Below are 14,026 nucleotides of genomic sequence, written 5' to 3'. Positions count from 1 at the left end.
ACTTAAGTAGAAAGGATCAATGAGTACCGATCAAATCATCAATGAACTAAAGAAAAAAATCTTTCGTCCTGTTTATTTTTTGCAGGGTGAAGAACCTTTTTACATTGATCAGATCTCTGACTATATCGAAAAAAATATTCTGAGCGAAAGCGAAAAAGAATTCAATCAGACTGTTCTTTATGGAAAAGATGTTGATGTACCGACGCTGATCTCTTATGCAAAGCGTTATCCAATGATGTCGACTCATCAGGTCGTAATTGTGAAGGAAGCGCAGGATATGAAAAGTCTGATCAGCAAAGAAAAAGAAAAGGATAAAGGCAAAGATAAAGATGCAAAAGATCCTTTGCTGGAGTATATTCTTAAACCTACGCAGTCTACAATACTGGTTTTTTGTTTTAAGTATAAAACACTTGACAAGCGAACAAAACTTGCAAAAACAATTGACAAGAATGCTCTGCTTTTCGAATCTAAAAAACTTTACGATAATCAATTACCGGACTGGATCAATGGCTATGTGCTTTCTCAAGGCTATAGAATTGGTCCGGCTGCTACGAAAATGATGGCTGAGTATCTTGGCAATGATCTTTCCAAAATTGCGAATGAAATCAGCAAACTGATTTTAAGTCTTAAAGCCGGTGATGAGATAACGGCTGCTATGGTCGAAGACAATATTGGCATCAGTAAAGAATTCAACATTTTCGAATTGCAAAGTGCATTGGGAAAAAGAAATATTTTTAAAGCAAATCAGATCGTAAATTATTTCGCCGCTAATACAAAAAGCAATCCTACTGTTCTAACGACATCACAACTGTATAATTACTTTCTGAAGGTTTTACAATTTCATCAGGTCGATCACCGCTCAGGTGAAACCCCGGCTGCAGCCTTAGGTGTTCATCCCTATTTTATCAAAGACTACGAATCAGCTGCGCGAGCGTATACCCTTGATACCTGCATCAGAAACATCAGTTTCATCCGCGAATTTGATACCCGTACAAAAGGAATCAGCAGTGCTCAGACGAATGATGGGGAATTATTGAAGGAATTGGTTTATAAGATACTTCACTAAGTACAATATTAGTTATCAGAGATTCGTAATCAGAATCGAGCTTCGAATTACGAATTACGACCTACAATTGACAAAATACAACCCATATGCCCTGGCTTATAAAATCTGATCCTGAAGAATACGGATGGAATGAATTGATCAAAGATAAATCTGTAAGCTGGGATGGTGTACGGAATTACGCAGCACGAAATCATCTGAGATCAATGAAAAAAGGTGACGATGTACTTTTTTATCATAGCGGAAAAGAACCTGCAGTTGTTGGAATTGCAAAGGTCGGTAAGGAATTTTATAAGGATCCTACTGCTGAAGATGATACTTGGTCAAGTGTAGAAATTGTAGCCGTAAGTCCACTTAAAAAGTACATCAGTCTATCAATGATCAAAGCAGAAAAAAAACTGAAAGACATGTTGCTTATCAAAATAAGCCGGCTTTCTGTTATGCCTGTTACGAAAGAAGAATTTGATCTGATCTTACAAATGGGTAGCTGACATTGTATTAACAAATCATTAACCATTTTTTTTCATTTTCCCGGAGTGTTTTAACAATTCTTATGTTGCAATGTTCTACATTCGAATCCGATTTTACATACATTTATCGACCAAAATTATTTTATGAAAAACAGATATTCCCTGACCTTGTTTGTCATCCTGCTTTGTGCATTTAATGTAAGCGCACAGTTTGGTGAGATCCGTGGATTTGTTTATGACAAGGACAATTCTGAACCTTTAATTTACACAAGTGTATTCTTAAGTGGTACAACATATGGCGGGCAAACAAATCTTGATGGATTCTTTAATATTTCAAAAGTTCCTCCGGGCAAATATTTGTTAATGGTAACTTCTATAGGTTATGATACATTAAGAACTGATATTGAAATAACATCCGGCGCAATCATCACAAAAAAACTTTATATCAATCAGTCGGCGATTGAAATGAAAGAAGTTGTGATCAGTGCTGAAACAGAAGCCAAGAAATCTGATGTACGTGTTTCAGTAAATAAGATCACACCGAAAGAAATTAAACAGGTGCCGACAATTGGCGGAGAGCCCGATCTTGCACAATATCTGCAGGTTGTTCCGGGAGTGGTCTTTTCCGGTGATCAAGGTGGACAATTATATATCAGAGGTGGCACACCTATTCAGAATAAATTGCTTCTGGACGGCATGGTCATTTATAATCCATTTCATTCTATTGGTCTGTATTCTGTTCTTGATGCAGATATTATCCGCGGAGCTGATATTTACACCGGCGGATTTAATGCTGAATATGGTGACAGGATCTCATCGATCATGGATATTACAACCCGCGATGGAAACAAAAACAGATTGAGCGGAAAGATCGCCGCTAATCCTTTTACATCGAAGATCCTTCTTGAAGGTCCATTAAAGAAAGAAACGGAAGGCGCTGAAGGTAGTTCTTCATTCATCGTTTCCGGAAAAACTTCTTATCTCGATAAAACTTCAAAATCACTTTATCCTTATGCTGATTCATTAGGATTGCCTTACACCTTTACTGACCTGTACGGTAAGATCTCTATGAACAGTTCCAGTGGAAGTAAATTCAATGTCTTTGGATTTCATTATCTGGATGACGTAGATTATTTTCATGTTGCCAAGCTTGGTTGGAAATCTACAGGAATCGGATCAAATTTTGTTCTTCTGCCGGGTGGCTCATCAACTTTGATAGATGGGAATTTTGCATATTCGAATTACAATGTAAACCTGAAGCAAAGCGATGGTCTGAACCGTTCCAGTACAATCAGTGGTTTTAATCTTGGTTTGAATTTCAATTATTTTCTTGGTAAAAATGAATTCAAATATGGAATTGAAATGCTAGGGTTTAAAACTAATTTTGAATACAATAATGCTATCGGAACAAAATTTGAACAGACAGAAAACACAACTGAATTTGCTGCTTATTTGAAATATAAAAAAGTATGGTCAAAAGTTGTTATTGAACCGGGACTGCGGTTGAATTATTATTCATCATTAAGTGAATTCTCACTTGAGCCACGTATCGGAGCAAAATATAATATAACAGAAAAACTTCGATTCAAATTAGCTGCAGGAATGTATTCTCAAAATTTAGTTGCAGCTGCTTCTGACAGAGATGTTGTGAATTTGTTTTACGGATTTCTTTCCGGTTCGGATAATTTACCGAAAGAATTCAAAGGAGAACCTGTCGATTCCAGACTTCAGACAGCAGAACATTTAATAGCAGGATTTGAGATTGATCTCCCTTTTCATCTTACGATGAACATTGAAGGGTATTTCAAAAACTTTTCCCAGCTTGAAAATTTAAACCGCGATAAGATCTTTGCTGATGATGAACTACATTCAAACAAACCGGATATTCAGAAGAAAGATTTCATTGTTGAAGTTGGCGAAGCGAAAGGTGTTGACTTAACACTTAAATATGAACATAAAAAAATCTACCTCTGGGTCGTTTACGGATTAGGATATGTAACCAGAGATGATGGTGTAAGAGAATACGAACCAAATTTTGACAGAAGACACAATGTCAATATTGTCGGATCATATAAATTTGGAAACAAAGATTCATGGCAGGCAAATGTTCGTTGGAATTTCGGATCGCCATTTCCATTCACTCAATCGCAAGGATACTATGAGATACCTCAAATTTCCGGAGGTATTGGATCCAATATCAATTCTCAGAATTCTCAGATCGGAACATATTACGGCGACCTGAATAAAGGACGTCTCTCCTATTTCCACCGACTGGATATTTCTATTCAGAAAACATTTCAGTTTACGAAAAGAAGTTCCCTTGAAATTACTGCCGGAGCATCTAATGTTTATGACAGAGAAAATATTTTCTACGTAGATCGTTTGTCAGGAAATAAGGTTTATCAGTTACCTGTAATTCCAACTTTAGCTGCGAGTTTCAATTTCTAATTCGGAACAAAACGGATCGTGAGTTGCGGAACCTGATCGAAAGTAGGAAATACATTCAATGCACCTGTAGATTTTCCCATTCTGATCTGTTTATCATATTTGAAAACCTGATCAGCGCAAAGATAACCTATCGCTGCGCCGGGTAAAAGATCTGATGCCCAGTGATCATGCTGAACCAATCGGGAAACTGCAACTAATCCTGCAAGAGTGTATAGAATTGGCGGGACAGCCTTGTATTCACTATATTCTTTAGCAAAAATTGTTGCCATTGCAAAGGCAGCCGCTGTATGTCCGGAAGGAAATGCATCAAATGCCGGTACTCCTCTCACCTGATTGTACTTTGGATTAAATTGTGCGAATGGCCCAAACCAATGATCGGTATTGTAGTTCGGATCATTATAAGTTGCACCGGGCCGCATTCTGGATGAAAGAATTTTTCCTGCACGAACCCAGATCCCTGCTGTTAATGCTGCCTGTGCTGCCAGTATCGAGGTGTGAAACGGACGATATTCGTGAGCAATGAAAGATACTCCTGCGATTCCTGCTACTAATGCATAACCATAATAATCTCCAAGTTCAGTAAATTCAGGTGTAAAGTCTGCCAGAAATTTATTCTTTTCCTTTAATGGTTTAAAGACCTTGTCAATTTCCATATCAAAATGAATCAATGCAGCAGTAAATGCAAGTACACCGGCTGTTCTCAGGATCTGTTTACCATTAATGTGAAACGGAGCAGTTGCCTGAGCACCCATACTATGAAAGAAAAAAGGAATTACACCGCTTTTTGCTTTGAAAGAAAAAAGTGAATCAGCTTTCAATCTAACACAAAATTCACTTTTCGTTTTTGTGGAAATTGTATCAACCGGATCAGCACAAAGTTTCCCGCAAAAGAAAAACAATACTAAAATGAAATATCTTATCATGTGCTGCAAGAATAATGAATTAATCCATGGATTTTTGATTTTCAAAAGCGATTTTAAACCAATTTAATCACACAAACTTAATTTAAGAAAGAATTTTTTAACTCACTTAAAATAGTACTTTTGTACCCCGTGTTGACGAAATTGAATTAAATTTCTTTGACATTTTTCATTAAACAGCATAATAATCAGCACGGTGGCTTCAGCAAAATACATATTCGTAACCGGTGGTGTAACTTCTTCTCTTGGAAAAGGCATCATTTCGGCATCATTGGCAAAATTACTTCAGGGAAGAGGGTATAGAGTAACGATCCAAAAGCTGGATCCATACATAAATGTGGATCCGGGAACTTTAAATCCATATGAACATGGAGAATGCTTTGTAACGAATGATGGAGCAGAAACAGATCTTGACCTTGGACATTACGAGCGATTTCTGAACACTCCTACTTCACAGGCCAATAATGTTACTACGGGAAGAATTTATCAGACAGTTATCAATAAAGAACGTGAAGGTGCATTTTTGGGAAAAACTGTTCAGATCATTCCGCATATAACTGATGAGATCAAAAGAAGAATTCAGCTTCTTGGCGATACAGGTGAATTTGATGTTGTAATAACAGAGATTGGCGGAACGGTTGGTGATATCGAATCGCTCCCTTATGTTGAAAGTGTCCGTCAGTTGAAATGGGAACTTGGAAGTTCTGCATTATCAATTCACCTTACGTTAGTTCCTTACCTGGCAGCTGCAGGTGAATTAAAGACTAAACCAACACAACACTCCGTAAAAGCATTGCTGGAATTAGGAGTTCAACCGGATATCCTGGTTTGCCGGACTGAAAAGCCGATCTCTATGGAGATCCGCAGAAAGATCGCTTTATTTTGCAACGTAAATGTAAATGCAGTGATCGAATCTATTGACGCAGATACAATTTATGACGTTCCGCTTCTGATGTATAAAGAGCAACTCGACAAAGTTGTTTGCAATAAATTGAAAATGCCTTTACAACATGAACCGGAACTAACACAATGGAAAATCTTTTTAGGTAAATTAGAAAAGCCTGTGAGTGAAGTCCGGATCGGACTCGTTGGAAAATATATTGAATTAAAAGATGCTTATAAATCTATTGCTGAATCATTCATTCATGCAGGTGTTGCAAATGAATGTAAAGTAAAACTTGACTGGATCCATTCTGAAAAAATTGATGAAGGAAATGTTGCCTCTAAACTCGATGGACTAAGTGGAATTTTAGTCGCGCCCGGTTTTGGGGATCGTGGTATTGAAGGAAAAATTACCGCTATTCAATACGCACGTGAACATAACATTCCATTTTTGGGAATTTGTCTGGGAATGCAATGTGCGGTGATCGAATTTGCAAGAAATGTGATTGGGTGGAAAGATGCCCACTCCACTGAAATGAATCCGACCACCAAACATGCTGTGATCGACATCATGGAAGAACAAAAGAAAGTCACCAAGAAAGGCGGTACGATGCGTTTAGGAGAATATCCATGTATTCTTCAAAAAGGTTCCAAGTCGTATGCAAGTTATGGTAAACAAAAGATCGGTGAACGTCATCGTCACCGTTATGAATTCAACAACAAATTTGTAAAATCATTTGAAGATGCAGGAATGATTCCGGTTGGAATTAATCCGGACAACAACCTGGTTGAAGTGGTTGAGTTAAAAAATCATCCGTGGTTTGTAGGTGTACAATTTCACCCGGAATATAAAAGTACTGTCGAAAGTCCGCATCCGCTTTTTGTACGTTTCGTACGCGCAGCAATGGACCAAACGAAACAATCCTCCTGATAAAATACCGGGAGGATTGTCTTGTTGAGTAAGAATAAATTTTTTGCTTATTCTGCGATCACTATTTGTTCTTCGCGAACAGTGGCTCCGCCTTTTATTGATAAAATGTAAATGCCTTTAGGAAGATTACTTACATCCATAGATAAATGGTGAGTGCCTTTTGTATAATACGTTTTCTCAGTCATGACAACTTTTCCGGCAATATCCATTAAGCGAATAGCCATATCAGCATTCTGATCGATCGTAATATCAATCTCAGCAGTATCACCTACAGGATTTGGAAACACTGAAAAACTTAATGTTGGTTTTGAAAGTTCATCAACTCCTACTGTAACGTTTGCTACCAAAGTAAATTTCTGACTAATAGTAGCAATATCTCCAGTTGCATCATAGTTCATAATCTGCATATATGGTGCACGAAGACCTTGTTTATACCATGCGTATTTCACAAAACTGATTGTTTCGGATAATCCTCCGCCAAAATCCTCCACTATTGCATACTCAGTTCTAACTCTTAAAACATTTGTTGTTGTAATTCCACCAACTGTGATCGTACCATGAGCATCAGCAACAACAGAGACTGTTCCTGAAATTGTTGATCCGGAAAAACCTGTTCCGGTAACTGCTGCATTTGACGATGAATTTCCATAGGCAAAAGGTGCAACTAAAACATTTTGAGCATTCGAAATATGTACTTCATTTGCTGTACTATAATATCCAAGATACTGAAGCGTATTAGTAGCAGCATTTTTATAATAATATTCAGTGATTCCAAAACAGAAGAACATTTCAGGTTAGCCGTAGGAAAAGTTAGGTCGATTGCAGTTCCGGTAGGGGTAGTGTATTGTTCTGAAATAGTATTTGGTGTTACAAAGTGAACACTGAAATCCCATATTTGATTGGGACCATATCCACCTTCTTGTACATTATCTGTAATAATTTTATTCACCCATAAATCACCTGATCCAGGTAAATTAGTAGACTGTATCACATACTGCGCATTTACATTTGCCGATAGTGATATCAGAAGTAGTAAAGACAAAGCGATTTTTGTAGTTGATTTTATCATAATAGTTGTTGAAGATTTTGCATTTCTTTTAGAACTACAATAATAATATTTCTCACTGAATTTCTATATATTTTCTAAAAAAATAGAAGTCTTAACATATTGAATCTGGACCTTGAATGAATATTTACACACCCCTCACCCATTGTCAGGAATAGTTTACCTTCAAAATGGAGTTGTTCACGAATTAAATGGCTTTAAGGTCAATTAAATGTTGCATTTCCGTTAAATATTTCGCATATTTGAGGTTGAATTGTATTACTCCAAGGAGTGTTCAAGTCAGAAAATAAAACTCGAATATCCCTAATCCGAAACAAAAAAAATCTCCAAAAAAATCAACATGAAAAGATTATACAACAAATCTTCGCTACTTCTGGTTTTTCTAACTCTTTTCATTTCGTCTGGAGTTTTTTCCCAGGCTAGTTTGTACACACCGTATAGCTTTACCACTGGAGGAGCTACTGCTTTTCCTGCTGGGACAAGTGTAAGTTTTGGAGCTGTTGCTCTACAAGATGAAAATGTAATTGTACTTACACCTGGATTTAATTTTCAATGTGGTGGTGCAGTTTATAGTAATTTTCTTGTATCAACCAATGGTTGGGTTGCCTGTATTCCTTCCCCAGCTATTCCAGCTTATTTCGCCACTGCACTTCCTGCCAATAGTTTATCCGGCTATGCGGGTGGAACTCCTCTTATTGCGCCTATGTGGGATGATATTGCATCAACTACTTTTGTTTGGTCAGTTGTAGGAACAGATCTTTATATTCGTTGGAATTCAAAAATGCCAAAAACCGGTGCTGGTGGATATAGTTTCGGTGTCAAACTTTCTGCTGCCGGAGCCATTACATTTATCTATCCTACTTCCGTTTATAACATGAGTGGAGCCGGTGCTAACAGTGCTTCGATCGGTTATTCTTCCGGATGTGGAGAATTTTATTCATTTACACCTACTACTGCTACCACTGCAACTGTCAGTGATGCAACAGAATTCTCAAATGCTCTTTCACAAATAGTAACAACTATTTCAGGTACAGCAGGAAACCCAACAGTCAATGTAGGATCTTCTGCAGGTATTGTGAATGGATTATTCATTGGCGGTATAGGTATTGCTGCGGGAGGTGCAACAGTTGCAAATGTGGTTGGTAATGTGGTAACTGCATCTGCTAATAATACAGCTGCACTTTCAGGAAATGGATACTTCTACATGCGTCCGAATAACATTCAATATGTTTTGAATCCAACAATGAATGCAAATGATCTTTGTGCAAATGCAACTTCACTTGGAACAATTACTGCTGCCTGTACATATATCACTTCTTCTAATGCACACAATACTCAAACTTCAGCAAGTGGTCCTTCATGTGCAGTTACAGATACCGGAGATGTATGGTTCTCTTTTATAAAACCTCTTGGCGTTACTGCTGTTACTGTAACGACTGCTCCCTTAGCTTGTCCGTTAGCAATGACAGGTACAAGTGTTGAATTATATGCTTCATGTGGTGGTGCAGCTTTAGCTTGCGCTACTACAAGTATTGCTAATCCAACATATGGTGAAGTTAGCGCAAGTCGTCCTTGTGCTGCAGAAACATTATATGTTCGGGTTACAGGTGATAATAATAAATATGGTAAATTTCAGATATGTGCAAAGATCGGATCGGTAAGCAATTTAGGTTTTACCTGTAGTTCTGCCCAAGCCCTTTGTTCATTGCCTATTTCAATTCCGGGAAATACAGCCGGTGCAGGAAATGAATATGACAGTACGAATGCAGTGTGTCACACAATTTCAATGAATGGTGAAGATTTCGTTTACACGTATACACCAACTGCAAACGAATGTGTAACGATCAATGCGACTACAGCCGGTCCTTCAATCGGAATTTCTGTTTATAACGGATGTCCTGATTCAACAGGTGGTGCTGCAACTTATTGTCTTCGAACTGCTGAATCAATTACCGGATCAGCGACAATTACTTCTGTAACAATGACTGCCGGAGTGACCTATTATATCGTAATTGATAGCCAGTCAGGAAGCGTTTCATATACTTTAAACATGTCAAGTGGAGCCGGAACTCCGCCCAATGACCTTTGTGGTAGCGCAACTAATTTAGGTACTATTGCCAGTGGCGTTACTTGTTCTTATACAACTTACACGACTGCTTGTGCGACTCCTTCACCTGCTGTTCCAAATCCTGCAGGTGTTCCTGCTCCAACATGCGTGCCTAATCAGGTCCCAAGAGCATTCATCGATGGAGTAACCGGTGATGTATGGATCCGTTTTGCTGCAGGTTATACCGGTACGCTTCAGATTGCTACAGTACAAAGCGCAGTTAACCCTACAGCAAATGCCGCAATGGCTGTCTATACAGGAGCATGTGCCGCACTTACATTAGTTGCATGTGACTACAACTCCGGTGTGAATGGTATGCCATTGCTGAGTATTCCTGTAAATAACGCTGTGACTTATTATATTCGAATATGGTCTGAAAATCCTGAAGATGCTGGTCAATTTGATATTTGTTTTTCAAGTAACTGTGCTCCTCCAAATGATTTACCATGTGCAGCAGTAAACGTTCCTTTAGGAAGTACTACTTCAGGTTACAATACTTGTGCAGGTATTACCGGAGAGCCTTTAAATGCTGCTCAATGTGTAACGGGTGGTACAATCAATACTGTATGGTATAGTGCAGTTGTTCCGGCAAGTGGCCAGATCCACGTTCGTACACATCCACTGACATTAACTGATACTCAAATTCAAGGTTTTACTTTTGCTTCAGGTTGCGCAAATGCAGCTACAACTTCTGTTTCCCGCGGTTGTAATGATGACGGTCCAAATTGTTCTGGTGGATTCCAGGATTTTTCTGATCAGAATTTTACAGGCTTAACTCCCGGTGACATCTTATACATTGCTGTGGATGGAACAAATTCGTTAACAGGATCATTCGAGATCACATTTATTGATGGTACAGCCCCCTCTTTTCCTCCTGTCCCACAACAAGATTGTTTAGGTGCACAAGTAATTTGTAGTACCTCCAATGTAACAGTAGCAGATCCCGGATTTAGAAATTATGGAAATATTTGCGACTTGGCTACAGGAACAAATACTTGTTGGGCAGTAGGTGAACGAAATTCAGTTTGGTACACATTTACAACTTCTGGTACCGGCAAAGTTAAATTCGATATCACAACACCTTCTAGTACTGATATAGATTTTATTATTTGGGATGTAACTGGGGTGTCTAACCCTTGCGGATTAATTCAATCCTCTAGTCTTTCAAATGCGGGATGTAGTTTTGCAGGCGCACTTTCATCTACAGGACTTATGGACCCACCACTAAGCGGAGGTTATGCCAATTCAATTAATGTTACCGGAACCAGGACTTTTATTCTATTGTTAAATTCATATCAAAATACAATTAATGCCGGATTTGGAATTAACTGGCAAGGAACACCTATTGCTGCTGCCGGTACTGTTGCAATATGGAGCGGAGGAACAGTTGCCGCTGATACACTTTTCTCTTGTAATACATGTTGGGGTGATTGTGGTTCTGCACCTACTTGTGGTGTTGATGCTACAGTGAATCCGGTTTCCAATTTAAGACAACCTTGCGTTACTGTTAACTCAAGTGTACGAGATATTACAATCAATGCCGGTGCTACATTAAGAATTAAAGCCGGTGTCACTCTGAGTGTTTGTGGAAACTTTACAAACAACGGTACTTTAATCTGTGAGCCGGGATCAACAGTTCAATTCCAACTTGGTTCTGCCATACAAACTATTTCCGGTAATTTCACAGGAGCAAATTCTTTTGCAAACCTGACAATCAATAAAAGTGCAGGATATGTGATTCTGAATAATAACATTGATGTCTTAGAAAACTTCACTACTTCTACTAATACCAGTCAATTCAATATTAACGGTAAATACATGAAAGTTGGTGGTAACTTCACTAATGCAAATGGTACAGCAACATTCCTGATAGCGAATCTTGGTAATAGCCGTGTTGAATTCAATGGTACTGCAAATCAGAATTTCACAAATACTGCAGGAACATTTAATTTAAACAGAATGATCATGAATAAGCCATCAGGCGTTCTTTATCTGATGGGTGCAAATAGCTCTATTAACATTGATACTACACTTACACTTACCAGTGGTGTTGTAAATACAAGAAACGTTGCTGCTAATTATATCTTTCTGAAATGGATCAATGCAGGAGCTGTTACCGGTTACAATGCGACTAGTTATGTAGATGGTAAACTGAGAAGACAGATCTACAACTTCGGTTATGATGCGAGAGGTATGTTACTGGACTGGCCGGTTGGTGATGTTGTAAAAGGTTATCAACTTGCAAACATTTTATTTGCTCCGGGTGGTCCAACTCCTGGTGTCAGTTATCTGACCGGTAGTTTCGATTCATGGCCAGGCTTTCCTCCTGCCTCCGGTCCTGTAGCATCTGAATGTTTGTTTGCAACATATGATATTCTTAATCTTTCTGATAACGGTTACTGGACGTTTACAAGAGCAGCAACAGCTAATTACAACGGTACTTATACAATGTCCCTGAACAATAACAACTTTACACCTCAAGGACAGGGTTGGACAGTCGTTGTTTCAGATCTTGCTAATAGTCCATCTAATCCTGCTTCATGGAGACTGGCAGGTAGTTGCATAACAACCAGTACTCAAAATCTTACAAGAAGATCAGGTATCAATGCCGTTCCTGCTGCAGCAGATTTCTTTGACCTATACTTTTCAACAGCTATCTCTGATCAACCATTACCAATCGAATTGCTTTATTTCGATGCAACTAAAACTGACAAGTTTGTAGTTTGTAAATGGGAAACAGCAACGGAAATCAACAACGATTACTTTGTTGTTGAAAGAAGTGATGACGGTACAATATTTGAAAACATTGGAGAAGTAAAAGGCTTTGGTGCAGGAACAACAACTACAAACCGTTCATATTCTTTCACTGACGATGATGTTTGTAATACAATTAGATATTACAGATTGAAACAAGTAGATATAGACAGGAAGTTCACTTACTCAAATATCGTTGCCGTAAATTGTAAAGCTACAGGAGATGGAATTATCGTTTATCCGAATCCTGCAGTTCAGAATATCACTTGTGAATTCTATCAGGCTAAAGAGGATGTATTGGAAATTTCAATCCTTGATGTAACCGGAAGAGTTATCAAGAGTGAAACTTATAATGCACAGAAAGGAAAGAATGCTTCTATCATTCAGATCGATGATCTTTCTAAAGGAGCTTATTATCTTCAGATCCGTGGAGTAAACGATCTTGATAATGTGGCAAAAAGACAACAGCAATTCTTTAAAAACTAAAAAAAGTTCAATAAAACAAAAAGAGGTTTTCGAACCTCTTTTTTGTTTTGTAGCACTTTTATGAAGGTGACATATGTATTAAAAATTATCCTATTTTTAACACAGGAAAACTATTTACAAAAACGAACAGCATGAGAATAAAATCTACCGGTATTTTTTTGTTTTTTTTCATTGCTTTAAGTTTAACTGCTTTTTCACAAGCGAGTCTTTATACGCCATATGCTTTTTCGACAGGAACGCCTGCAACATTTCCAGCTGGAACAACTGTTAGTTTTGGTGCAGGAGTTGATGACAATGCATTAGTTATTACACCCGGCTTCAATTTCCAATGTGGTGGTGCAGTCTACAGCAACTTTCTTGTTTCAACGAATGGATGGGTAGCTTGTCTACCTTCTGCTGCAATTCCTGCTTACTTTGCATCTTTTCTGCCTGCAAACAGCTTATCTGGCTACGCTGGTGGAACACCTTTGATCGCTCCTATGTGGGATGATATTGCTGCCAATCAATTCGTATGGTCAATTTCCGGAACGGATCTGTTTATTCGCTGGAATGCGAAAATGCCAAAGAACAGTGTAGCATATGGTTATACTTTTGGTGTAAGACTTTCTGCTGCCGGAGCAATATCTTTCATCTACCCTACTTCAGTTTATAATATGAATGGTGCAGGTGCAAACAGTGCATCGATTGGTTATGCATCTGGATGCGGTGAATATTATTCAATTACTCCAACTACTGTAATTCTGCAACAGCATGTGATGCAGCTGAATTCACTACTGCACTTTCACAAGTAGTAACAACTATTTACTGGAACCGCAGGTAACACAACAATTAATGTTGGTTCTTCTGCGGGTATAGTTACCGGACTTTATATCGGCGGAATTGGTGTAGGTCCAGGTGCA

8 protein-coding genes are annotated in these 14,026 nt (G+C 38.3%); 6 read left to right on the top strand and 2 right to left on the bottom strand.

Translation table 11 applies throughout. The annotated features are described in order from the left end of the window. The first annotated feature begins 19 nt into the window (after nucleotides 1–19). The 3 genes from holA (at nucleotide 20) to IPL24_18950 (ending at nucleotide 3,981) form a co-directional block, all read left to right on the top strand. Nucleotides 20–1,066 carry a DNA polymerase III subunit delta gene (gene holA, locus IPL24_18960; GenBank protein MBK8365663.1) on the top strand — a complete coding sequence of 349 codons (1,047 nt, stop codon included), beginning with the start codon at nucleotides 20–22 and terminating at the stop codon, nucleotides 1,064–1,066. 86 nt (nucleotides 1,067–1,152) lie between these two features. Continuing rightward, complete coding sequence (locus IPL24_18955; GenBank protein ID MBK8365662.1) at nucleotides 1,153–1,554, top strand: EVE domain-containing protein; 402 nt, start codon at nucleotides 1,153–1,155, stop codon at nucleotides 1,552–1,554. 123 nt (nucleotides 1,555–1,677) lie between these two features. Next, entirely contained in the window at nucleotides 1,678–3,981 is a 2,304-nt protein-coding gene (locus tag IPL24_18950) for a TonB-dependent receptor (protein MBK8365661.1), read from the top strand. Here IPL24_18950 and IPL24_18945 read toward each other — a convergent pair. Next, nucleotides 3,978–4,904: a phosphatase PAP2 family protein gene (locus IPL24_18945; protein MBK8365660.1), complete on the bottom strand. Its 927-nt coding sequence runs from the start codon at nucleotides 4,902–4,904 to the stop codon at nucleotides 3,978–3,980. The genes IPL24_18950 and IPL24_18945 overlap by 4 nt on opposite strands. Nucleotides 4,905–5,097: 193 nt before the next feature. Between IPL24_18945 and IPL24_18940 the strand changes: the two genes are divergently transcribed. Next, nucleotides 5,098–6,714, top strand: a complete 1,617-nt coding sequence (locus IPL24_18940; GenBank protein ID MBK8365659.1) for a CTP synthase — start codon at nucleotides 5,098–5,100, stop codon at nucleotides 6,712–6,714. Nucleotides 6,715–6,761: 47 nt separating this feature from the next. Here the strand turns inward: IPL24_18940 and IPL24_18935 are convergent, their stop codons facing one another. Continuing rightward, nucleotides 6,762–7,502: a T9SS type A sorting domain-containing protein gene (locus tag IPL24_18935; protein MBK8365658.1), complete on the bottom strand. Its 741-nt coding sequence runs from the start codon at nucleotides 7,500–7,502 to the stop codon at nucleotides 6,762–6,764. A gap of 618 nt (nucleotides 7,503–8,120) precedes the next feature. On the opposite strand from IPL24_18935, the gene IPL24_18930 reads away from it, so the two are divergent. Beyond that, nucleotides 8,121–13,127, top strand: coding sequence for a T9SS type A sorting domain-containing protein (locus tag IPL24_18930; GenBank protein MBK8365657.1), 5,007 nt, complete (start codon nucleotides 8,121–8,123; stop codon nucleotides 13,125–13,127). Nucleotides 13,128–13,258: 131 nt separating this feature from the next. Further along, on the top strand, nucleotides 13,259–13,918 hold the full coding sequence (locus IPL24_18925) for a hypothetical protein (protein MBK8365656.1): 660 nt from the start codon (nucleotides 13,259–13,261) through the stop codon (nucleotides 13,916–13,918). Nucleotides 13,919–14,026 lie beyond the last annotated feature (108 nt).

The organism is Bacteroidota bacterium (assembly GCA_016711505.1).
Taxonomy (GTDB): domain Bacteria; phylum Bacteroidota; class Bacteroidia; order AKYH767-A; family 2013-40CM-41-45; genus JADKIH01.
The sequence above is the reverse complement of the archived record's forward strand: the minus strand, read 5'-3'. Positions and strand labels throughout refer to the sequence as shown.

Coding starts and splice junctions, on each gene's coding strand:
- IPL24_18930 (MBK8365657.1), top strand. CDS start 8,121: ATGAAAAGATTATACAACAAATCTTCGCTACTTCTGGTTTTTCTAACT.
- IPL24_18925 (MBK8365656.1), top strand. CDS start 13,259: ATGAGAATAAAATCTACCGGTATTTTTTTGTTTTTTTTCATTGCTTTA.
- IPL24_18935 (MBK8365658.1), bottom strand. CDS start 7,502: ATGTTCTTCTGTTTTGGAATCACTGAATATTATTATAAAAATGCTGCT.
- IPL24_18955 (MBK8365662.1), top strand. CDS start 1,153: ATGCCCTGGCTTATAAAATCTGATCCTGAAGAATACGGATGGAATGAA.
- IPL24_18945 (MBK8365660.1), bottom strand. CDS start 4,904: ATGATAAGATATTTCATTTTAGTATTGTTTTTCTTTTGCGGGAAACTT.
- holA (MBK8365663.1), top strand. CDS start 20: ATGAGTACCGATCAAATCATCAATGAACTAAAGAAAAAAATCTTTCGT.
- IPL24_18950 (MBK8365661.1), top strand. CDS start 1,678: ATGAAAAACAGATATTCCCTGACCTTGTTTGTCATCCTGCTTTGTGCA.